Source organism: Pseudomonas alliivorans, from assembly GCF_017826695.1.
Classification (GTDB): Bacteria; Pseudomonadota; Gammaproteobacteria; order Pseudomonadales; family Pseudomonadaceae; genus Aquipseudomonas; species Aquipseudomonas alliivorans.
Window position 1 is genome coordinate 84,273 of record NZ_JAFFZW010000003.1, and the last position, 21,227, is coordinate 105,499.

The following is a 21,227-nucleotide window of genomic DNA, read 5'->3' on the forward strand; positions in this document are numbered from 1 at the left end:
CGGTCTGGCAATGAGTCCACTTTAACCAGCGCACGCCCGGATGAAAACCGATAAGATCGCCACAACCTGTCAGGAAAACTCACAGATCATGAGCCGCGATCTTCCACCGTTGAATGCTTTGCGCGCCTTTGAAAGCACCGCCCGCCTGGGCAGTGTCAGTCAGGCGGCCGAGCAACTGCACGTTACGCACGGCGCCGTCAGCCGTCAGTTGAAGCTGCTCGAGGAGCACCTGGGCGTCAATCTGTTCAGCAAGGATGGACGCGGCCTGAAACTCACAGATGCAGGCATCCGGCTGCGTGATGCCAGTGGTGAAGCATTTGATCGGTTGCGCAATGTGTGTGCTGAACTGAGCCAGGGCAGCGCCGATGCACCGTTCGTGCTGGGGTGTTCCGGGAGCCTGCTGGCGCGCTGGTTCATTCCGCGCCTCAGTCGTTTGAATGCCGAGTTGCCGGATCTGCGCCTGCACCTGTCGGCAGGTGAAGGCGATCTGGACCCGCGTCGTCCCGGTCTTGACGCCTTGCTGGTGTTCGCCGAACCGCCCTGGCCTGCCGACATGCAGGTGTTCGAGCTGGCCAGCGAGCGAATCGGCCCTGTGCTGAGCCCACGCTTCGCGCGCTTCGACAGCCTGCGAAATGCGCCCGCGAAGGCACTGCTGGAAGAATCCCTGCTACAGACCACCTCTCGACCGCAGGCTTGGCCAAGCTGGGCGCAGCACAACGGAATCGATCCGCAATCATTGCGGTTCGGACAGGGTTTCGAGCATTTGTATTATTTGCTGGAGGCGGCCGTGGCAGGCCTTGGAATCGCAATCGCGCCGGAGCCGCTGGTGGTCGATGACCTCAGGGCCGGACGCCTGGTTGCGCCATGGGGCTTCAGTGAAACCCCGGCGCAACTGGCGTTGTGGGTACCCAGACGTGTGGCCGATGGCCGTGCGCAGCAGTTGGCTCAATGGCTGAAAAATGAGCTGCTGCGGTCTGAAGACCCGATCAGAATCTGATCAGTTGCCGCGCTTGCACAGCAGGTAGGCTGCCAGCAGGCCGAGGGCACCGACAGCGACGCCAGCGGTGGTCCAAGGGTGTTCCTGAGCATAGTCACGAGTGGCCAGCGCATTTTCGCGGGTTTTCTCTTTGACGTCTTCGTAGACATCGCTGAGCAGGCTGCGCGAATGGCTCAGAGCACTTTCAGCATTGGCCTTGAGATTTTTCAGGGTCTTGCGCGACTCGTCAGTGGCGTCGGCTTTCAGACCTTCAAGAGACTTCAAGAGGCTCTCGATCTCCGCTTCCATACTCTGCAACGAGGCCTTGCGAAGTGAATTACTAGCCATGGTGTTTCTCCTGCAATGATGAGTGGGCGTGTGATGATTCCGACTGCGGGCGTATTGGAAAGTGCGATGCCATTTTGCAAAGTCTGAACTTTTACCCGCTTTTTCCTGACAGAAGTCTGGAGCGTTGGTTTTAACGACGTGTTCCCAGACCTTCAGGAGAACTGCCATGAGTGATCATCACACGTACAAGAAAGTCGAAATCGTCGGATCGTCCACCACCACAGTCGAAGACGCCATCCAGAACGCGTTGGCTGAAGCCAGCAAGAGCATCAAGAACCTTGAGTGGTTCGAAGTGACTGAAACCCGTGGCCACATTGTCGATAACAACAAAGTCGGCCACTACCAGGTCACTTTGAAAGTGGGCTTTCGCATCGAACGTAGCTGATCGTCCCTGAACCTTTCGGCTGGCCGATTGCCATAACCTGCGCTACACACTTACATGAGCCATCATGGCTCACATGTGGGCGTAGGGATTTAATGGGCGCCTGTTCCGATGGCGTCTTTATTTGGCCGGACGAGAGGGGATACCCATGAAAAAGATTTTGTTGGCAGCATGTTTGTTGAGCATCGCGGGCACCGCCCTGGCGGCAGGCAAGCCGTGTGACGAACTGAAAAGCGAAATCGACGCCAAGCTTCAGGCCAAGGGCGTTTCTTCCTACACGCTTGAAGTGGTCGAGAAAGGCAGTGCCGCTGATCAGCAAGTGGTTGGCACCTGCGAAGGTGGCGCCAAGGAAATCGTTTACAAGCGCGGTTGATAGTCAGGCCGGCTCGATGTAAATCCAGCCCGTTGCTCGACCCCGTGTTCACGCTGTAAAAAAGCCCGTTCCACACGCTGAACAATTATTCAGCGGGTGGCGCGGGCTTTTCCGTTTCTGTGCAGCAAGGTGCTTAGCCGCGTGCGACCTGCGCCAGAATCTCGTAGGACCGCAGACGGTCTTCATGCTCGTACATGTCGCAGGTGAAGATCAGTTCATCGGCGTCGGTCTGTTCAAGCAGCACATCCAGCTTGGCGCGGATCTTGTCCGGCCCGCCGACCATCGCCAGCCCCAGAAAGCTCGCCACCGCTTCGCGTTCATGAGGCAGCCACAGGCCATCCATGGACTCCACGGGCGGGCGCTGCATCAGGCTGTGGCCACGCATCAGCGCCAGAATGCGCTGATACACCGATGTCGCCAGATATTCGGCCTTTTCGTCAGTCTCTGCGGCCGACAGCGGCACGCCCAGCATCACGTAAGGCTTGTCGAGCACCGCCGAGGGCTGGAAGTGGTTGCGATAGACGCGAATCGCTTCATGCATGTAACGCGGCGCAAAGTGCGAAGCGAAGGCGTACGGCAAGCCACGCATGCCCGCCAGCTGCGCGCTGAACAGACTTGAGCCCAGCAGCCAGATCGGCACCTGAGTACCCGAACCCGGCACAGCGATCACTTTTTGATCAGCTGTACGCGGCCCCAGGTATTCCATCAATTCGGTCACGTCATCCGGGAAGTCATCGGCACTGCCGGAACGCTCGCGACGCAGCGCACGGGCAGTCATCTGATCGGAGCCTGGCGCACGGCCAAGACCCAGATCGATCCGGTCCGGATACAGGCTGGCCAGGGTGCCGAATTGTTCTGCGACCACCAGTGGCGCATGGTTGGGCAGCATGATCCCGCCTGCGCCGACCCGGATGGTCGACGTGCCGCCTGCCAGATACGCCAGCAGCACCGAAGTTGCCGAACTGGCGATGCCGTCCATGTTGTGGTGTTCGGCAACCCAGAAGCGGTTGTAGCCCAGTTTCTCGACGTGTTGCGCCAGATTCAGCGAGTTGCGCAGGGAATCGGCGGGGCCTTTGTCGTGGCGCACGGGCACCAGATCCAGGGTGGAAATTTTTACATCTGCCAGACGTTTCATAGGCCGGGGTAGCTCCTCGAATTGTGTTGGGTCGGCTCAAGGAGCTGCCCACGATGAAACAACAGTGCGGGCACAAGGCTGGTGTTTCAATAGATGAACCGGAAAAAACCTACTTAAATACTAGGTCTTTAGTCAGTTTGAACTTTCCAGTGCCGTCTATCCTCAGAATCTTGTCACTTGCAAAAGACTCAATCCATTCCTTCAAGGAGCGACCATGAGCATCGTCAAGAAAGCATCGGCACACTGGGCCGGTGATCTGAAAACCGGCATCGGCAGCATCTCGACTGAAACCGCAGCACTGCGCGAGCATCCGTATGGCTTCAAGGCCCGCTTCGAAGGCGGCAAAGGCACCAACCCGGAAGAACTGATCGGCGCGGCGCATGCTGGCTGCTTCTCGATGGCGCTGTCGATGATTCTGGGTGATGCAGGCTTCACTGCCGATAGCATCGACACGAACGCCGAAGTGTCTCTGGATCAGGTCGAGGGTGGATTCGCGATCACGGCTGTGAAGTTGATCCTGAAGGCCAAAGTGCCGAACATCACCCAGAAAGAGTTCGACGAACTGACCACCAAAGCCAAAGAAGGCTGCCCGGTGTCCAAGGTGCTGAACGCCAACATCACGCTCGACGCTACCCTGTTGAGCTGATCCGGTCGTTCGGATTTCATGTGAGGTGGCTGGCCGACGATAGCGTCAATCCAGCTGTTGCCGGATTGGTCAGGCTATTGATTCGTCGGCAAGCCGCTTCCCACCTATGGTTTTTCGGTTGGCTGTGTGTCGTCAATGAGGGTCAGGCATGAAACGTTTTGCTTTGGCAGTGGCCTGTACACTGCTGGCTGTAAATGCTGTAGCAGCCCCGAAGTCCTGTGATGAACTCAAGGACGAAATCGAGGCGCGGATCCAGGCGAACAATGTCACGTCCTACACACTGGAAATCGTCACCAATGACGAGGTTCAGGACCCGAACATGGTCGTGGGCAGCTGTGAGAACGGCACAAAGAAAATCATCTATCAGCGCAATGATCGCTGATCAGATGCAGTGAACATTCCCTTCCTCTGCGACCACCTTGCGGTCAGCGTCATATAGCCACGCATCGACATCGTTGGTCAGTGACCTCACCTCAAGCACATAGCGCTGCCCCGCAGCGAAATGCGCGTAATCGATCTCCACGAAACAGGTGATCTCGGTGTAGTCGTCGCCCATCAGACCCAGGCTGCCGTATCGGTATTCATAGTCGTAACGCACCTGCAGCGAATGGCTGCCAGGCGTGACCTGAAAGTAACGACCGTCATACGTGTTCTTGCCGTCGAGCTTGTCGGCCATCACCACTTTGCCGGTGATGGTGCGCAGATCGACCCACGCCATGTTCGGGTCAACGACAGGTAATGGACCGGCGCACCCGGCAAGGGTGGTGAGGGCAAGAATCAGTGTCATGACGCGCATGCTGTGCTCCGTTTCTGAACCGGCGGCGATGTTAGTTGCGTCGGTCTTGTCTGTCCTGCATAACAGCACTGTGTTCCGATTTGAAGGCTGTGTATGCCACGACTCATTGTTTTACGCCTTTGGCAGGTTTTGCCGGTACTGGCGGTTTTGTTGCTCGGTGGCTGTTCCAGCGTGGCCTATTACGGTCAGTTGGCGCAGGGGCAGTGGCAACTCTTGCAGGCCCGCGAACCGGTGGACGATATCATCGCCGATCCCGGTCGCAATCCAACGCTTCGTGCTCACCTGGCCCTGTCGCAAAAGGCCCGCGCCTTTGCCAGCCAACACCTGCATCTGCCGGACAACAAGAGTTACCGTCTGTATGCCGATCTGGGCCGTCCTTACGTGGTATGGAACGTGTTCGCCACTGACGAGTTCTCCCTCGATCCCGTTACGCACTGTTTTCCGATTGCCGGTTGCGTGGCCTACCGTGGCTATTACAGCCCTGGAGGTGCTCGCGGTGAAGCCGCGTTGCAGCGTCAGGCAGGCAAGGACGTGTACCTCAGTGGCGTAGAAGCCTATTCGACATTGGGCTGGTTCAATGACCCTATCCTGAGCACGATGCTGGGCTGGGGCGACGAGCGACTGGCCACGCTGATTTTTCATGAACTGGCGCATCAGCGCTTCTATGTGAAAAACGACACGGAATTCAACGAATCGTACGCCAGCTTCGTCGAGCAGGAAGGCACGCGTCAGTGGAGAGAAGCCCGTGGCCTGCCACCGGAGAGTGTCTCGCAGTCCAGGCGACGCGATCAGTTCATCCAGTTGGTGCTCGACACACGCGAGCGTCTGAAAACCCTTTACCGCCAGCCGTTGACGCCTGATGTAATGCGTGAACGCAAGGCCGCCGAGTTCGAACGCTTGCGCCGCGACTATCGACAACTGCGCGACGGGCAATGGGGCGGCGACAAACGCTTCGACGGCTGGATCAACAGCCCGATGAACAACGCCAAACTGCTGCCCTTCGGGCTTTATGATCAATGGGTACCTGCGTTCGAAGCGTTATTCAAACACGTGAATGGCGACTGGGAAGCGTTCTTCCAGGCAGTGGAGAAGCTCGGTGGCTTGCCTGCTGAATCACGCAAGGCGGCGTTGCAGCGATTGATGCCGTGAGCGCGCACCAGAGCCGAAACGAAAGTGCCTGACTGAATGCATACCCTGCGGGAGGCGGCTTGCCGGCGATGGTGCCCGTTCAGTTACTGATATATCGCTTCAGAAAACGTCTTGCCGACAAGCCGCCTCACACAGTCCGTTGAGTTGCGTCACATCAAGGCTTGCCCACAAAAGCTCGATGCAACTCGGCCACTGTCGCAAAGTGATACGTGGGATTTTCCGCCGTCAGCTCTTCATGGCTGCCGAACCCGTAACCCACCGCCGCAACGCCCAGCCCATTGCGGATGCCGCCGATAAGGTCGTGTTTGCGGTCGCCGATCATCAGGGTGTGCGCCGGGTCGAGTTTTTCTTCGGCGAGCAGGTGGGCGATGAGTTCGACCTTGTCAGTTCGGGTGCCGTCCAGTTCGCTGCCGTAAATCACGATGAAGTGCCTGGCAAAATCGAAATGCCGGGCGATTTCCCGGGCGAACTCCCAAGGCTTGGATGTGGCGATATAGAGACGTCTGCCCTGCTGACCCAGCGTTTCAAGCAGTTCGGCAATGCCGTCGAACACTTCGTTTTCATACAGCCCTGTCACACGGAAGCGCTCGCGGTAGAAGCCGACGGCTTTCCACGCGCGCGCTTCGTCCATGTCGTAGAACTGCATGAATGCCTGCAACAACGGCGGACCGATGAAATGTTCCAGTTTAGTGATATCCGGCTCGTCGATACCCAGCCGGGCCAGCGCGAACTGGATCGAGCGGGTGATGCCCAGACGCGGGTCGGTCAACGTGCCATCGAGGTCGAAAAGAATGTTCTGGTAATGCATGGGCGCCTCGAACTGCACATGCTTCAGCATGGCTGGTCAAAGCCTTCTGCCAGGTGCTGATCCTTGAGTTTCACGTAGTTGGTCGCGCTGTAAGGAAAGAATGCGATTTCCTTTTCGGTCAGCGCCCGCACCTGTTTGACCGGGCGGCCGACATACAGGAAGCCGCTTTCCAGCACCTTGCCCGGCGGCACCAGGCTTCCCGCGCCGATGATCACCTGATCTTCCACCACTGCACCGTCCATGATGGTCGAGCCCATGCCGATCAGGATACGGTTACCGATGGTGCAGCCATGCAGCATGGCTTTGTGGCCGATGGTCACTTCATCACCGATCAGCAGCGGAAACCCGTCGGGGTTGAACGGTCCCGCATGAGTGATGTGCAGCACGCTGCCATCCTGCACGCTGGTACGGGCACCGATGCGGATGCGGTGCATGTCGCCGCGCACCACGGTCAGTGGCCAGATGGAGCTGTCGGCACCGATTTCCACATCGCCGATCACCACCGCCGAATGGTCGACGAAGGCCCGTTCGCCGAGGGATGGTGTGTGGTCCTGAAACTTGCGAATGGCCACGATAGGCTCCTTCTTTGGCAGTGATAGGTGAGTGAAGCGGGTTTCGATGCTGCGGTCGGCGTCGATTGTAATTAAGATGCAGGAGTGTTTCTTCCAGCCAAGGTGCAAAACCGTGAGCGCGAACAACCCGCTTCTGCAATCGTACGACCTGCCACCCTTCTCGGCGATCCGTGCCGAGCATGTCAAACCTGCCATCGAACAGATTCTGGCGGATAACCGCGCTGCAATTGCCGACATTCTCGCCAAACAGGGATCGACACCGACCTGGGCCGGACTGGTACTGACCATGGACGAGCTGAATGATCGTCTCGGCGCCGCCTGGAGCCCGGTCAGCCATTTGAATGCCGTGTGCAACAGCGCCGAACTGCGCGAAGCCTATGAGTCTTGCCTGCCTGCATTGAGCGCCTACTCCACGGAGATGGGTCAGAACCGCGAGCTGTTCCAGGCTTATGAGGCGCTGGCCAATAGTCCGGAAGCAGCGAATTTCGACGTTGGCCAGAAGACCATTCTGGAACAGTCGCTGCGTGATTTCCGCCTGTCCGGTATCGACCTGCCGCCCGAGCAGCAGAAACGATATGCCGAGGTGCAGAGCAAGCTGTCGGAACTGGGCAGCCAGTTCTCCAACCAGTTGCTGGACGCCACTCAGGCCTGGACCAAGCTGGTCGCCGATGAATCCGCTCTCGCCGGCCTGACCGACTCGGCCAGGCAGCAGATGGCTGCGGCCGCCAAGGCCAAGGGGCTGGACGGCTACCTGATCACCCTGGAATTCCCGAGCTACTACGCGGTGATGACCTACGCCGAAGACCGCGCCCTGCGTGAAGAACTCTATGCGGCCTACTGCACTCGCGCCTCCGATCAAGGCCCGAATGCTGGCAAGAACGACAACGGCCCGGTCATGGAGCAGATCCTCGACCTGCGTCAGGAACTGGCCCAGCTTCTGGGTTACGCAAACTTCGCGGAACTGAGCCTGGCGACCAAAATGGCCGAGTCCAGCGATCAGGTGCTGAGTTTCCTGCGCGATCTGGCCAAGCGCAGCAAGCCGTTTGCCGTACAGGATCTGGAAGAGCTCAAGGCGTACGCCGCCGAACAGGGCTGTCCGGATCTGCAAAGCTGGGACAGCGGATTTTACAGCGAAAAATTGCGTGAGCAGCGCTACAGCGTTTCCCAGGAAGCCCTGCGCGTCTATTTCCCGATCGACAAGGTGCTGAGCGGCCTGTTCGCTATCGTTCAGCGTCTGTACGGCATCGAAATCGCCGAGCAGAAAGGCTTCGACACCTGGCACCCGGACGTTCGTCTGTTCGAAATCAAGGAAAACGGTCAGCACGTCGGCCGCTTCTTCTTCGACCTGTACGCCCGCGCCAACAAGCGTGGCGGTGCCTGGATGGACGGCGCCCGCGACCGTCGTCGCACCGCTGAAGGCACTCTGCAGAGCCCGGTTGCCAATCTGGTCTGCAACTTCACCCCGGCCGTCGGCGGCAAGCCTGCCTTGCTGACCCATGACGAAGTCACCACGCTGTTCCACGAGTTCGGCCACGGTCTGCATCACCTGCTGACCCGCATTGATCACGCCGGTGTATCCGGCATCAATGGCGTGGCATGGGACGCGGTCGAGCTGCCAAGCCAGTTCATGGAAAACTGGTGTTGGGAGCCGGAAGGCCTGGCGCTCATCTCCGGTCACTACGAAACCGGCGCACCGCTGCCGCAGGACTTGCTGGAGAAGATGCTCGCTGCACGTAACTTCCATTCCGGCCTGATGATGGTCCGTCAGTTGGAGTTCTCGCTGTTCGACTTCGAACTGCACGCCACTCATGGAGATGGCCGCGGTGTGCTGCAGGTACTGGAAGGTATTCGCGACGAAGTATCGGTCATGCGCCCGCCCGCCTACAACCGCTTTCCCAACAGCTTCGCGCATATCTTCGCGGGCGGCTACGCAGCGGGTTACTACAGCTACAAGTGGGCTGAAGTGCTTTCGGCTGATGCGTTTTCGAAGTTCGAGGAAGACGGCGTGCTCAATGCCGAAACCGGTCGCGCCTTCCGCGAAGCGATTCTGGCCCGTGGCGGTTCGCAGGCACCAATGGTGCTGTTCGTCGACTTCCGCGGACGCGAGCCGTCGATTGACGCACTCTTGCGCCACAGTGGTTTGAGTGAGGACGCGGCAGCATGACCGATACACCTGCGGTCGTTACCAAAAAACGCTTCATCGCCGGTGCGGTCTGCCCCGCGTGCAGCGAGCCGGACAAGTTGATGATGTGGAGCGAGGACGAGGTTCCGCACCGTGAGTGCGTGAACTGCGGCTACAGCGATACGCTCAACGAGCAAGGGCTTTCGGTGCCGAAAGAGTTGGGCACTCGGGTCAACAAGGTGGCGGTCAAGCCCGCCGATCCGAAGGTGCAGGGCGTGCAGTTCTTTCCGAATCCGAAGTTGAAGAAGCCGGTAGATCCGAGCTGACCGGCCTCGATTACAGGATGCATCAGGGCTTTTTCAAAGCCCTGATGCTCTGGAGCTCGATGCTCAGCTTTTTATGGAAAGATCCATTTTCATGAAGGCATTGACCAGTTCAAGCAATATCTCGTCGTCTGCAGCGTCGGTTTTTTGATTGCCATCGACGTCCGCCTTACTTTTAACCGTGTCATAAGGTGCCCCTTTTGCCGGGGCTGTCACGAACGCGGTAAATTCGGTGTCGCCCTTCTGGTCTGGCTTTCGATTGGGAAGCTCGCTGTTCCAGAACTCTACGATTACTTCAGGGGTGTCATCGCCCTCAATTTCGGCAATAGACAATCTGACCTCATAGGTAGCCATTTCCTTGATCTCCTGTTTCTTGATTTCGTCTGGAGCGGTATCACGGCACTTCTGACGAGCGCGCTCTATCCTTCCGACAACTCAACGATTTTTTCTTTGAATGAGCGAGCAAGCTCAATCAGTATTTCGGCTATGTCTTCATCACCCCTGATGTCGAGTTCGCACTCCTGACGGGTGTCCAGCGTGAGTAAAACAGAGCTGATGAGGATTTTGTTTTCGTACAATTCGGCAGAAATTTCGGGGTACTTCTTTTTATTCAAATCGTCTGCTGACAACCGAACCACGTATTTGGCCATACCCACCTCTTCGTCAGGCACGTTGCCAGGGTCAACCGATCTGGCATTCGATCAAGCTATGCCTGGTCGATAAAGTCGTCTACTGACAGAAATGACAGGTGGGCGAACGTACAGGGCGGTCTTACCGCTGGTCAGCAGACCGAGGTTTTCGGGTCATACCGGTCGGGTATTCTGTGATTTTAGTTTACTGTATGTATAAACAGTATTCGGGTCATGTCAGATGTCCAACTCCCTTCCCCTGCGCGGGCGCGGCACCGCCAGTAATCCGCATAACCGTTTCGCGCCCAGCCGTTCCGTTGCCGAGGACGATGGCTGGTATCAGGAAGTCCCGATGACTCAGGGCACCACGGTCACGTTCGAGACCGCCAAGAGCATCATCACCCGCAATACCTCGCCGGATATTCCATTTGATCGCTCGATCAATCCCTATCGAGGGTGTGAACACGGCTGCATCTACTGCTTCGCCAGGCCCAGCCACGCGTACTGGGACATGTCGCCGGGGCTGGATTTCGAGACGAAGCTGATCGCCAAGACCAACGCGGCCGCGTTGCTGGAACAACAGCTGTCGAAACCCGGCTATCGCTGCGCGCCGATCACGCTGGGTGCCAATACCGATCCTTATCAGCCCATTGAGCGCGAACACAGGATCACCCGCGCCACGCTGGAGGTATTACTGCGCTATCGTCACCCGGTGAGCATCATCACCAAGGGTTCGCTGATTCTGCGTGACCTGGATCTGCTGGCGGAAATGGCCAGGCTGCGGTTGGTATCGGTGTTCATCAGCCTGACGACGCTGGACGACGAGCTCAAGCGCATTCTTGAGCCCAGGGCGGCAGCACCCAGGGCGCGGCTGAGGGCGATCAAGGTGTTGCGTCAGGCCGGGGTGCCGGTGGGTGTGCTCTGTGCGCCGATGATTCCGATGATCAACGACAGTGAACTGGAAGCAATGCTGAACGAGGCCAAGGCGGCCGGTGCGCTGAGTGCAAGTTATGTGATGCTGCGCCTGCCCCTTGAAGTGGCGCCATTGTTCGACGAATGGCTAAAGACGCACTATCCCCAGCGCGCCGATCATGTGCTGAGTCTGATCCGCCAGAGCCGGGGCGGTGCGCTTTACGACAGCCAGTTCGGCACTCGCATGCGTGGTGAAGGTCCATTTGCAGACCTGCTTGCTCAACGCTACACCATGGCGGTCAAACGCCTGGGACTGAACAGACGTGAAAGCTTGGTTCTGGATTGCGATGCGTTTTGCCCTCCGGGCGGCCAGATGTCATTGCTGTAACGAATTTGGGACTATCGTGCAAACCCGCATTCCAGAGCGGTCGCATTCAGTTTCACTTAAGCTTGGGCGTTTAGTCTGTAACTCGGAGTGACACCAGCGGTAGCGTTCAAAGGATTTGTTCGTGAGGCCAAACAACAGGGATCACATCCGGCTCTGGTTAAGCACGCATGAAGAATCCACATCAATCCGTCAGAGAGGATGAAGACATGAGAGACATGGATAAACAGCCGTCGGCTACGTCGGCCAGCACACATAGCCACTCGGATAGCGCCGACGTAGCGTTGAAACACATCGTCGATGGCTTCGTACATTTTCGTAAGGAAGTCTTCCCACAACAGGAAGAGCTTTTCAAGAAACTGGCTACCGCGCAATCGCCGCGAGCCATGTTCATTACCTGCGCGGATTCGCGCATCGTTCCCGAGCTGATCACTCAGAGCTCGCCGGGCGACCTTTTCGTGACGCGTAACGTCGGCAACGTCGTTCCGCCGTACGGCCAGATGAACGGTGGTGTATCCACGGCTCTGGAATATGCGGTCGTTGCGCTGGGCGTGCAACACATCATCGTCTGCGGTCACTCTGACTGCGGTGCCATGCGAGCGGTACTCAACCCCGACAGTCTGGACAAGATGCCAACGGTAAAAGCCTGGCTGCGCCACGCAGAGGTTGCCCGTACCGTCGTCGAACAGAATTGCAGCTGCAGTGGCGAGCTGGAAACCATGCAGGTCCTGACTCAGGAAAACGTGATTTCCCAGTTGCAGCACTTGCGCACGCACCCTTCGGTTGCAGCCAAGATGGCCAGCGGTCAGCTGTTCATTCACGGCTGGGTCTACAGCATCGAAACCAGTGAAATCCTGGCTTATGACGCTGAAAGTGATCGCTTCGTGCCGCTCGACGGCTCGGGCCCGACACCGATGGCTTCCCCGAAAGCACGCTTTTCAGCTGACTGACAACAGTCACGGCTGACGGCACACCCTTCTTTAGCTGGTGGCGGCTGCGCATGGAGCGCGCCGCCAGCTTTGCCTCGTCTGAAGAATCCCGGAGAAGTGTCATGGGTGCTACAGCATTGAAATCCGTTTTACCACGGGAGCTGCTTGCTTCCGTGGTGGTGTTCCTGGTGGCCCTGCCCTTGTGCATGGGCATCGCAATCGCGTCTGGCATGCCACCTGCCAAGGGTTTGATCACGGGCATCGTTGGTGGTCTTGTTGTGGGCTGGCTGGCCGGCTCGCCTTTGCAGGTCAGCGGTCCTGCCGCAGGCCTCGCCGTCCTGGTCTTCGAAGTCGTACGCGAGCACGGAATGGCGATGTTGGGGCCGATTCTCCTGCTGGCCGGTCTGCTTCAATTGCTGGCCGGTCGATTCAAGCTCGGCTGCTGGTTCCGTGTCACGGCACCTGCCGTCGTTTACGGAATGCTCGCCGGTATCGGCATTCTGATCGTGCTGTCACAGGCCCATGTCATGTTCGACAGCGGGCCGAAACCTTCCGGGCTGGATAACCTGATCGGTTTCCCGGCAACGCTGGTCCAGGCCATCGGGCCGGGAGCGGGCATGCAGGCGGGTATGCTGGGCCTGGGTACAATCCTGATCATGTGGGGCTGGGAAAAAATTCGTCCCGCGTCGCTGCGCTTTGTTCCAGGCGCCCTGCTGGGCGTCGGTATTGCGACCGCCGTCAGTCTGTTCATGGCGCTGGACGTCAAGCGTGTGCAGGTGCCTGAAAACCTCTCCGATGCCATCGACTGGCTGCGCCCTGCCGACCTGATGAACCTGGCCGACCCTGCGATCCTGATCGCGGCAATCGCTGTGGCCTTTATCGCCAGTGCCGAAACGCTGCTCTCTGCCGCAGCGGTCGACCGCATGCACAGCGGTGTGCGTTCGGACTTCGACAAGGAGCTGAGTGCCCAGGGCGTGGGTAACATGCTCTGCGGTCTGTTGGGCGCGTTGCCAATGACAGGTGTGATCGTGCGCAGTTCGGCCAACGTTCAGGCCGGTGCGACAACACGCTTCTCGACGATTTTCCACGGCCTCTGGCTGCTGGCGTTCGTCCTGCTGCTGTCCAGCGTACTGCAGAGCATTCCGGTCGCCAGTCTTGCAGGTGTGCTGGTGTATACCGGTCTGAAGCTGGTCGATCTGAAAACGTTCAAGGGGCTGGGGCGCTATGGTCGCATGCCGATGTTCACGTACGCCGCAACCGCTGGCGCGATCATCTTCACCGACCTGTTGACCGGTGTTCTGGTGGGCTTCGGTCTGACACTGGTCAAGCTGGCGCTCAAGGCTTCGCGACTGAAGATCAATCTGGTCGAGCTGCCGGGCAAGAGCGAGTACGAGCTGCGTCTGGTCGGTGCGGCGACGTTCCTCAAAGTGCCTGCGTTGACTCAGGTGCTGGGCACCGTTCCGGTCGGCAGCACCTTGCATGTGCCACTGAACAACCTGTCCTATATCGACCACTCCTGTCTGGAGCTGCTTGAAGACTGGGGGCGTGCCAATGCCGCTCACGGAACCAAGCTGGTGATCGAACCCCGGGGCTTGAAGCGTCGACTCGAAGGTAGGGTGTACACCAACACGGGGATTGGCTCAGGCGCTGCCTGATCAAGTCTGCTGTTGATCGGCGTACAGGTTGATCTGCATCAGGGAGCCGGATGGGTCTTCGCGTAGCAGCGGAGCGTCATTCGGCTCCTTCCTTTGCGGCGAAGACATGAATTCGGTGGCGAATCAGCCCGCGGAACGTTCCAGTTCCAGACCGATACCCAATTGACGTGACAGGCTAGGCCAGCGCTTCCAGGCGGCTTCGGTGTCGGGACTGCTCAATTTCTCGCGATAGGCCTCGACCGAGTCCAGCGCGAAATCCTCATCATCAAGCAACTGATCGACGGCATGGTGGACAGCCTCGTCCAACTGGTTGGCAAACTGTTCGCCGATCAACTGGTGGGCGATCACGCTGGCAACTGTCGTGTTGGATGGAATCAGCGGCTGGCCGAAATGCTTGATGTAGAGATCATTTACTTCCTCGACCAGCCGATGCGCCAGATAAGCCTCATCCAGCAGGCTGTCGAGTCCTTCATGGCCTTGCATGATTTCAGGGGGTGCAGTGAAGAAGTGCTCGGCAATCTTGAGCACCGGTTTTATCTGTCCTTCGATGCCCGCCTCGATTGCCACTTCGTGTGCGGCTTCCAGTAGGTCGGGGACCAGGTCTATATAAGCACTGACAAAACGCGTCAGTGCTCCCTGTGCGTCAACTTCGGGCAGGTGGATGGCAGGATGAAGGTGCGGAAGCTGAGTTTTCAGCTGTTGCAGCAACTGGCCTGTCTCGGCCTCGTGCTGGTGTGCTCGTTGGATCTGCTCGCGCAATGCGGCCGTGTTCATGACGGTATGGGCTCCTGAAAGCATATAACCAGGTGGGTGTTATTGATCAAAGTCATACGTTAGCTTGATTAACTATATAGCTCAGACGTTTTTGTCATAACTAATTCACATTTATATGTTTTTGCTCTAAAAACTCTTTTTTGAAGCGGTTGCCGGGGTTCGACCGGTAAATACGTTCGCTGTTTGCCACGTTGCACTCATCCGGCGCTGCGTTGCGTTTCTCCCGCCGTGTCTATACTCGACGTCTGAGGAAGTCGGCTTGTGACCCCTGGTCATGGTCCTGCAGTCGGTAGCCCACTGCCTTGCCCGCGGCCCGATCCGCGTAGAACAAGAGTGTGTGGGGGAACCCGAAATGCGGCATCCAAGGGTCTGGATGGGCCTGCTGCTGTGGTCCGCGTTCGAGCAGACACATGCAGACTGGACGACCAACATGTCACCCGGCGCGTCAGTGGTCAGCGGCGCCGTTTTCGATCTGCACATGACCATTTTCTGGATCTGTGTGGTGATAGGGGTCGTGGTGTTTGGCGCCATGCTCTGGTCGATTGTCGCGCATCGTCGTTCCTCCGGTCAGAAAGCCGCGCATTTCCATGAAAACACCACGGTCGAGATTCTCTGGACCGTGGTTCCGTTCCTGATACTGGTCGCCATGGCGATTCCGGCGACCCGCACGTTGATCAGCATGTACGACGCCAGCGAGTCGGACGTCGATATCCAGATCACCGGTTATCAATGGAAATGGCATTACAAATACCTGGGGCAGGACGTCGAATTCTTCAGCAACCTCGCCACCACGACCCACCAGATCCACAACCGCGACGACAAGGGCGAGCACTATCTGCTGGAGGTGGATCAGCCTCTGGTGCTGCCTGTCGGCGAGAAGATCCGCTTTCTGGTCACCGGTGCCGACGTAATCCACTCCTGGTGGGTGCCTGCGTTTGCGGTCAAGCGTGACGCGGTCCCCGGGTTCATACACGAAGCCTGGACACGGATCGAGAAGCCCGGCATCTATCGAGGCCAATGCACCGAACTGTGTGGCAAGGACCACGGCTTCATGCCCATTGTGGTCGATGCCCGCTCGCCCGCCGACTATGAAAACTGGCTCGCCGGGCGCAAACAGGAAGCTGCACGGCTCAAGGAACTGACCAGCAAGGACTGGACCCGCGAAGAGCTCATTGCTCAGGGCGATAAGGTCTATCACACCGTTTGCGCGGCCTGTCACCAGCCAGAAGGCCAAGGGCTGCCGCCGATGTTTCCAGCCCTCAAAGGCTCGAAGATCGCCACCGGCCCGATCGCCGATCACCTGAACATCGTCGTCAACGGCAAGCCGGGCACAGCCATGGCTGCGTTCGGCAAACAGCTGTCAGAGGTCGACATTGCAGCTGTCGTGACCTATGAGCGAAATGCCTGGGGCAATAACACGGGCGACATGGTCACGCCCAGGGAAGTGTTGACGCTCAAGCAGGTGCAGCCATGAATGGAATGCTGTTTCGCAGTGAAGAGACTGTGGGAGGAGGCTTGCCCGCGACTGCATCGCCGGCAAGCCGCCTCCCACAGATGCGATGTCCACTGAGCACATCCTTCGCCACCGGAGGCCGACATGAGTGCAGTGATTGACGACCATGGCCACGTCGGCCATGCGCATGCCCCTGGCCCCGCCAAGGGCCTGATGCGTTGGGTGCTGACCACCAATCACAAGGACATCGGCACGATGTACCTGTGGTTCAGTTTCACTATGTTTCTGCTGGGCGGTTCGTTCGCCATGGTGATTCGCGCCGAGCTTTTCCAGCCCGGCCTGCAGATCGTCGCGCCCGAATTCTTCAACCAGATGACGACCATGCACGGCCTGATCATGGTGTTCGGCGCAGTGATGCCTGCCTTCGTCGGACTGGCCAACTGGATGATCCCCTTAATGATCGGTGCGCCGGACATGGCCCTCCCGCGCATGAACAACTTCAGCTTCTGGCTGTTGCCCGCGGCATTCCTGCTGTTGGTTTCTACGCTGTTCATGCCCGGCGGCGGACCCAATTTCGGCTGGACCTTCTACGCCCCGCTTTCGACGACCTATGCACCCGAAAGCGTGACTTTCTTCATTTTTGCCATTCATATGATGGGTATCAGTTCGATCATGGGCGCGATCAATGTGGTGGCGACCATCCTCAATCTGCGCGCGCCCGGCATGACGCTGATGAAAATGCCGCTGTTCGTCTGGACCTGGCTGATCACCGCCTTTCTGTTGATCGCCGTGATGCCGGTGCTGGCCGGATGCGTGACCATGATGCTGCTGGATATTCATTTCGGGACCAGCTTCTTCAACGCGGCAGGCGGCGGTGATCCGGTGCTGTTTCAGCATGTGTTCTGGTTCTTCGGTCATCCCGAGGTGTACATCATGATCCTGCCTGCCTTCGGCGCAGTCAGTTCGATCATCCCGGCGTTCTCGCGCAAGCCGCTGTTCGGCTACACCTCGATGGTCTATGCGGTTGCGGCCATCGCGTTTCTGTCGTTCATCGTCTGGGCGCATCACATGTTCGTGGTCGGCGTACCGTTGGTGGGCGAGCTGTTCTTTATGTACGCCACCATGCTGATCGCCGTACCGACCGGGGTGAAGGTGTTCAACTGGGTCAGCACCATGTGGAAAGGGTCGCTGACGTTTGAAGCGCCAATGCTGTTTGCCGTGGCGTTCGTCATTCTGTTCAGCATCGGCGGGTTTTCCGGCTTGATGCTGTCGATTGCGCCTGCGGATTTTCAGTATCAGGACACCTACTTCGTGGTTGCGCATTTTCATTACGTACTGGTGCCGGGAGCCATCTTCGGGATCTTTGCGTCGGCGTACTACTGGCTGCCGAAATGGACCGGGCACATGTACGACGAAACCCTGGCGAAGCTGCATTTCTGGCTGTCTTTCGTGGGCATGAACCTGGCGTTCTTCCCCATGCATTTCGTCGGTCTGGCCGGCATGCCGCGGCGGATCCCCGATTACAACCTGCAGTTCGCCAATTTCAACATGCTCTCGTCGGTTGGCGCCTTCACGTTTGGCGCAACCCAGCTACTGTTTCTGTTTATCGTGATCAAAACCATCCGGGGCGGCGCACCGGCACCGGCCAAACCCTGGGACGGTGCCGAAGGGCTGGAGTGGAGCGTGCCCTCGCCTGCGCCGTATCACACCTTCAGTACACCGCCGGAAGTGAAGTGAGTTGCGCATGAACCAGACCTTGCCTCTCAAACGACTCATCACCCGCCTGCTGCTGATGGCCTTGGTCATGTTCGCCTTCGGTTTCGCGCTGGTGCCGCTGTACGACGTGATGTGCAAGGCCTTCGGTATCAATGGCAAGACCGGCGACCAGTATCAGGGCACGCAAATCGTCGACGAAACGCGTCAGGTGAAGGTGCAGTTCCTGTCGTCCAATTCGGCCGGGATGGTCTGGGCGTTCTATCCCCGCAATGACCAGATAGAGGTCCATCCGGGCGCGATCAACGAGATGATTTTCGTGGCGCAGAACCCGACCGACAAACCGATGACGGCCCAGGCCGTGCCGAGCATTTCGCCGGGTCAGGCCGCTGCCTACTTTCACAAGACCGAGTGCTTTTGCTTCACCCAGCAAGTGCTGCAGCCGGGCGAGCGCATCGAGATGCCGGTGCGTTTCATCGTTGATCGCGACCTGCCCGAAGAGGTGAGGAGCCTGACGCTGGCTTACACGCTGTTCGACATCACCGAGCGCCGCACGCCTGCTGTTCCAGTGGCCAAGAGGCTCGAAAGAGTTGTGGTCAAAGGAGACTGAAATGGCAACGCCCCCCGAGCATTACTACGTTCCGGCCCAGAGCAGATGGCCGATCATTGCCACCGTAGCGCTGTTGATCACGATGTTCGGGCTCGGCACCTGGTTCAATGACATGAAAGCCGAGCGGCCCGATTCCAATGGTCCGCTGATTTTCTTTATCGGCGCGCTGCTGGTGGCGTACATGATGTACGGCTGGTTCAGCGCAGTGGTGAAGGAAAGTCGAGCAGGTCTGTACAGCGCGCAGATGGACCGCTCGTTTCGCTGGGGCATGGCCTGGTTCATCTTCTCCGAGGTGAGCTTCTTTCTGGGGTTCTTCTTCGTCCTGTTCTACGTGCGCATCTGGGCCGGCCCCTGGCTGGGCGGCGACGGGGCGAACGGAATTTCGAACATGCTCTGGCCGAACTTCGAATACAACTGGCCGATGCTCGACACGCCGGATCCTAAACTCTACCCGGCGCCCAGCGGTATCGTTGATCCCTGGAAACTGCCATTGCTCAATACCGTGCTGCTGGTCAGCTCCAGCGTGACGATAACCTTTGCCCATCATGCGCTGAAGAGAGGACACCGCTCCACGCTGAAGCGCTGGCTGGCGCTGACCATCCTGCTGGGCTGTACCTTTCTGTTCTTTCAGGTCGAAGAGTACATCCATGCCTATCAGGAGCTGGGGCTGACTCTGGGCTCCGGCATCTACGGCGCGACCTTCTTCCTGCTGACCGGGTTTCACGGTGCTCACGTCACGATGGGCACGCTCATTCTGCTGGTGATGCTGATCCGCATCCTGCGCGGCCATTTCGACGCCGAGCATCAATTCGGTTTCGAAGCGGCAAGCTGGTACTGGCATTTCGTGGACGTGGTATGGGTCGGGCTGTTTGTGTTCGTGTACGTGATTTAGAACGCGGTTTCTGATCCTTCCCACGGGCTGCCTGCCGACGCGGAGGCTGGGCTCGATCATCGTTCGTCATTCAGGGTGAGGGTAACTGCCCGCTGTAGAACCCCCAGGTGATCAGGATCAGGGTCAGCCCGGCGAGGATGACCCGCAGCGCGAGAGCCTTGAGCAGACGGGTCGAGTGATTGTCGTCCTTGACCAGAAAGAACAGCCCGCTGAACAGGCTGGCTATGGTGGCAGCCAGCATTAGAACAATCGCTGCTTTGAGCATGAGAGGACTCCAGGAGCAATCGCGATGATGCAGTGGAGTATAGGTCCGGCCGCAGTGCCGAACCGGAGGCTGTGATGAAGCGCTTCACACCGGGGCTGTGGCCGACGCTGATTGTGTTGCTGCTGCTACCGTGCCTGATTTCTCTGGGGTTCTGGCAATTGGAGCGCGGCGAACAGAAGCGGTCGATGCTCAGCCAGTACACCGAACGCCGCGCCGCCGCTCCCGTCAGCATCGGCGAGCTGTTATATGCCGAGGATGCCGCCTGGCGTCGTGTGCATATTCGCGGCCACTTCGATTCAGCCCATAACGTGCTACTGGACAACAGCATTCGCGATGGCCGCGCGGGCGTCGAGTTGCTGCAGCCCTTCATGGATCACGCCAGTGGGCTCTGGCTACTGGTCAATCGCGGCTGGCTTTTCTGGCGGGATCGACGCACGGCGCCGGTCGTCAATACGCCCAATCAAGTGCTGGAGCTCAATGCGTGGGTCTACGTGCCTGAGCGTGCCCCCTTTCAGCTTGAACCTGATGCGCCACAAGGCTCCTGGCCAAGGCTTGTAAACGCGGTCTTTGCCGATCAGCTGTGGAGCGAGCTGGGGCGTGAAGGGTATTCCGGTGAGCTGAGACTTGAACCGGGACCGGCGGCCTATCGGGTCGACTGGCCGGTGGTTGCGATCAGCCCTGAAAAGCACGTGGGCTATGCCGTGCAGTGGTTCGCGCTGGCGGCCGCGCTGTTAGGCCTTTATCTGCACCAAGGCCGGGTGCTCGGCCGAACCGCGCAGGAGGACGGGCATGGGAGCTGCCATGAACCCCATCGGCATGTCTGATGCGCAGCGTCGGCGCAAAGGACGTCTGCAATTGCTGTTGGTGATGATGATTGCCTTTGCGCCCATGGTGCTGGCCACGTGCATGTACGTCTTCGGATTCTGGGTACCCGAGAGCCGCAGTTATCACGGTTACCTGATCGGTAATGGCCAGAGCCGCATGGACCTGGGTGTCTCGGCCGGGGAGCGACGCTGGCAACTGCTGGTCAGCGTACCCGGACGTTGCGAGACGACGTGTCAGCAGCTGGTGTATTTGGCGCGGCAGGTGCAGACAGGGCTGGGGCGGGACGCAGCTCGCGCCAGTCATGCGCTGGCCGGGGCTCAGCCGCTGGACATCGAATACGCTGAAAAGCTGAACCGGGAATACCCACGCCTGCTGCGTTATCCGCTGGACCTTTCGCGTTACGGCACGCTCGCGCCTGATTTGCAGGCGCCTTACCTGTGGATCATCGATCCGCACGGCAATCTCGTGTTGCGCTACGACGCAGGGATCAACGGCAAGGACCTGCTCGAAGACCTGCGCCGTCTGCTGAAACTCTCGAACATCGGCTGAAGGGAG

The 21,227-nt window shown here is 58.7% G+C and carries 26 protein-coding genes; 17 read left to right on the plus strand and 9 right to left on the minus strand.

The genetic code is table 11. The features are described from left to right. Nucleotides 1-40 precede the first annotated feature (40 nt). The gene (locus JTJ32_RS09460; protein ID WP_099231016.1) at nt 41-997 is read left to right on the plus strand and encodes a LysR family transcriptional regulator; all 957 of its coding nucleotides are present in this window, start codon (nt 41-43) and stop codon (nt 995-997) included. Here JTJ32_RS09460 and JTJ32_RS09465 read toward each other — a convergent pair whose 3' ends face one another. After that, nucleotides 998-1,324, minus strand: coding sequence for an ElaB/YgaM/YqjD family protein (locus JTJ32_RS09465; protein ID WP_099231014.1), 327 nt, complete (start codon nt 1,322-1,324; stop codon nt 998-1,000). It abuts the gene before it with no gap. Between the two features lie 166 nt (nt 1,325-1,490). Here JTJ32_RS09465 and JTJ32_RS09470 point away from each other — a divergent pair, with 166 nt between their 5' ends. Both JTJ32_RS09470 and JTJ32_RS09475 read left to right on the plus strand, forming a co-directional pair. Next, a complete protein-coding gene (locus JTJ32_RS09470) occupies nt 1,491-1,709 on the plus strand; it encodes a dodecin (RefSeq protein ID WP_004882494.1) in 219 nt (72 codons plus the stop codon). Nucleotides 1,710-1,854: 145 nt separating this feature from the next. Beyond that, the gene (locus JTJ32_RS09475) at nt 1,855-2,079 is read left to right on the plus strand and encodes a DUF1161 domain-containing protein (protein ID WP_099231012.1); all 225 of its coding nucleotides are present in this window, start codon (nt 1,855-1,857) and stop codon (nt 2,077-2,079) included. Between the two features lie 133 nt (nt 2,080-2,212). Here JTJ32_RS09475 and JTJ32_RS09480 read toward each other — a convergent pair whose 3' ends face one another. Further along, nucleotides 2,213-3,214 (minus strand): LLM class flavin-dependent oxidoreductase, encoded by a 1,002-nt coding sequence (locus JTJ32_RS09480; protein WP_099231010.1) that lies wholly within the window; start codon nt 3,212-3,214, stop codon nt 2,213-2,215. Between the two features lie 214 nt (nt 3,215-3,428). On the opposite strand from JTJ32_RS09480, the gene JTJ32_RS09485 reads away from it, so the two are divergent. Continuing rightward, a complete protein-coding gene (locus tag JTJ32_RS09485; protein WP_099231008.1) occupies nt 3,429-3,860 on the plus strand; it encodes an OsmC family protein in 432 nt (143 codons plus the stop codon). A gap of 148 nt (nt 3,861-4,008) precedes the next feature. Further along, nucleotides 4,009-4,242, plus strand: coding sequence for a DUF1161 domain-containing protein (locus JTJ32_RS09490; RefSeq protein ID WP_099231006.1), 234 nt, complete (start codon nt 4,009-4,011; stop codon nt 4,240-4,242). Here JTJ32_RS09490 and JTJ32_RS09495 read toward each other — a convergent pair whose 3' ends face one another. Then, nucleotides 4,243-4,656: a PA0061/PA0062 family lipoprotein gene (locus JTJ32_RS09495; protein WP_210041876.1), complete on the minus strand. Its 414-nt coding sequence runs from the start codon at nt 4,654-4,656 to the stop codon at nt 4,243-4,245. Nucleotides 4,657-4,749: 93 nt separating this feature from the next. On the opposite strand from JTJ32_RS09495, the gene JTJ32_RS09500 reads away from it, so the two are divergent. Then, complete coding sequence (locus JTJ32_RS09500) at nt 4,750-5,805, plus strand: aminopeptidase (protein ID WP_210041878.1); 1,056 nt, start codon at nt 4,750-4,752, stop codon at nt 5,803-5,805. A gap of 154 nt (nt 5,806-5,959) precedes the next feature. Here the strand turns inward: JTJ32_RS09500 and JTJ32_RS09505 are convergent, their stop codons facing one another. Continuing rightward, a complete protein-coding gene (locus JTJ32_RS09505; protein ID WP_210042200.1) occupies nt 5,960-6,613 on the minus strand; it encodes an HAD family hydrolase in 654 nt (217 codons plus the stop codon). Between the two features lie 23 nt (nt 6,614-6,636). Beyond that, nucleotides 6,637-7,185, minus strand: a complete 549-nt coding sequence (locus JTJ32_RS09510) for a gamma carbonic anhydrase family protein (protein WP_210041880.1) — start codon at nt 7,183-7,185, stop codon at nt 6,637-6,639. Between the two features lie 76 nt (nt 7,186-7,261). Between JTJ32_RS09510 and prlC the strand changes: the two genes are divergently transcribed. Next, nucleotides 7,262-9,349, plus strand: coding sequence for an oligopeptidase A (gene prlC, locus JTJ32_RS09515; protein WP_184322437.1), 2,088 nt, complete (start codon nt 7,262-7,264; stop codon nt 9,347-9,349). Beyond that, nucleotides 9,346-9,633, plus strand: coding sequence for a YheV family putative zinc ribbon protein (locus JTJ32_RS09520; protein ID WP_099230989.1), 288 nt, complete (start codon nt 9,346-9,348; stop codon nt 9,631-9,633). The genes prlC and JTJ32_RS09520 overlap by 4 nt, the downstream gene beginning before the upstream one ends. A gap of 63 nt (nt 9,634-9,696) precedes the next feature. On the opposite strand, the gene JTJ32_RS09525 is transcribed toward JTJ32_RS09520, so the two are convergent. Then, nucleotides 9,697-9,984, minus strand: a complete 288-nt coding sequence (locus JTJ32_RS09525) for a hypothetical protein (RefSeq protein WP_210041882.1) — start codon at nt 9,982-9,984, stop codon at nt 9,697-9,699. A 65-nt stretch (nt 9,985-10,049) separates the two neighbouring features. Continuing rightward, nucleotides 10,050-10,280: a hypothetical protein gene (locus tag JTJ32_RS09530; RefSeq protein ID WP_083181094.1), complete on the minus strand. Its 231-nt coding sequence runs from the start codon at nt 10,278-10,280 to the stop codon at nt 10,050-10,052. A 220-nt stretch (nt 10,281-10,500) separates the two neighbouring features. On the opposite strand from JTJ32_RS09530, the gene JTJ32_RS09535 reads away from it, so the two are divergent. From JTJ32_RS09535 to JTJ32_RS09545, 3 genes are all read left to right on the plus strand, one after another. Continuing rightward, nucleotides 10,501-11,559: a PA0069 family radical SAM protein gene (locus JTJ32_RS09535; protein ID WP_210041883.1), complete on the plus strand. Its 1,059-nt coding sequence runs from the start codon at nt 10,501-10,503 to the stop codon at nt 11,557-11,559. Nucleotides 11,560-11,765: 206 nt separating this feature from the next. Beyond that, on the plus strand, nt 11,766-12,506 hold the full coding sequence (locus JTJ32_RS09540) for a carbonic anhydrase (RefSeq protein ID WP_004882512.1): 741 nt from the start codon (nt 11,766-11,768) through the stop codon (nt 12,504-12,506). Nucleotides 12,507-12,607: 101 nt separating this feature from the next. Beyond that, a complete protein-coding gene (locus JTJ32_RS09545; protein ID WP_184322434.1) occupies nt 12,608-14,140 on the plus strand; it encodes a SulP family inorganic anion transporter in 1,533 nt (510 codons plus the stop codon). A 123-nt stretch (nt 14,141-14,263) separates the two neighbouring features. On the opposite strand, the gene JTJ32_RS09550 is transcribed toward JTJ32_RS09545, so the two are convergent. After that, nucleotides 14,264-14,914 (minus strand): hypothetical protein, encoded by a 651-nt coding sequence (locus tag JTJ32_RS09550; RefSeq protein WP_099230981.1) that lies wholly within the window; start codon nt 14,912-14,914, stop codon nt 14,264-14,266. Nucleotides 14,915-15,266: 352 nt separating this feature from the next. On the opposite strand from JTJ32_RS09550, the gene coxB reads away from it, so the two are divergent. From coxB to JTJ32_RS09570, 4 genes are all read left to right on the plus strand, one after another. Then, nucleotides 15,267-16,388, plus strand: a complete 1,122-nt coding sequence (gene coxB, locus JTJ32_RS09555) for a cytochrome c oxidase subunit II (protein WP_099230979.1) — start codon at nt 15,267-15,269, stop codon at nt 16,386-16,388. 123 nt (nt 16,389-16,511) lie between these two features. Then, nucleotides 16,512-18,104 (plus strand): cytochrome c oxidase subunit I, encoded by a 1,593-nt coding sequence (gene ctaD / locus JTJ32_RS09560; protein WP_184322433.1) that lies wholly within the window; start codon nt 16,512-16,514, stop codon nt 18,102-18,104. A gap of 7 nt (nt 18,105-18,111) precedes the next feature. After that, complete coding sequence (locus tag JTJ32_RS09565) at nt 18,112-18,690, plus strand: cytochrome c oxidase assembly protein (RefSeq protein ID WP_099230975.1); 579 nt, start codon at nt 18,112-18,114, stop codon at nt 18,688-18,690. 1 nt (nt 18,691) lies between these two features. After that, a complete protein-coding gene (locus JTJ32_RS09570; protein ID WP_210041884.1) occupies nt 18,692-19,582 on the plus strand; it encodes a cytochrome c oxidase subunit 3 in 891 nt (296 codons plus the stop codon). Between the two features lie 70 nt (nt 19,583-19,652). Here JTJ32_RS09570 and JTJ32_RS09575 read toward each other — a convergent pair whose 3' ends face one another. Further along, nucleotides 19,653-19,847: a twin transmembrane helix small protein gene (locus JTJ32_RS09575; protein WP_099230971.1), complete on the minus strand. Its 195-nt coding sequence runs from the start codon at nt 19,845-19,847 to the stop codon at nt 19,653-19,655. Between the two features lie 74 nt (nt 19,848-19,921). Here JTJ32_RS09575 and JTJ32_RS09580 point away from each other — a divergent pair, with 74 nt between their 5' ends. Together JTJ32_RS09580 and JTJ32_RS09585 are read left to right on the plus strand one after the other, a co-directional pair. Continuing rightward, the gene (locus JTJ32_RS09580; RefSeq protein WP_210041885.1) at nt 19,922-20,671 is read left to right on the plus strand and encodes an SURF1 family protein; all 750 of its coding nucleotides are present in this window, start codon (nt 19,922-19,924) and stop codon (nt 20,669-20,671) included. After that, nucleotides 20,637-21,221 carry a PA_0111/PP_0108 family redox-active disulfide protein gene (locus tag JTJ32_RS09585; RefSeq protein ID WP_210041886.1) on the plus strand — a complete coding sequence of 195 codons (585 nt, stop codon included), beginning with the start codon at nt 20,637-20,639 and terminating at the stop codon, nt 21,219-21,221. The genes JTJ32_RS09580 and JTJ32_RS09585 overlap by 35 nt, the downstream gene beginning before the upstream one ends. Nucleotides 21,222-21,227 lie beyond the last annotated feature (6 nt).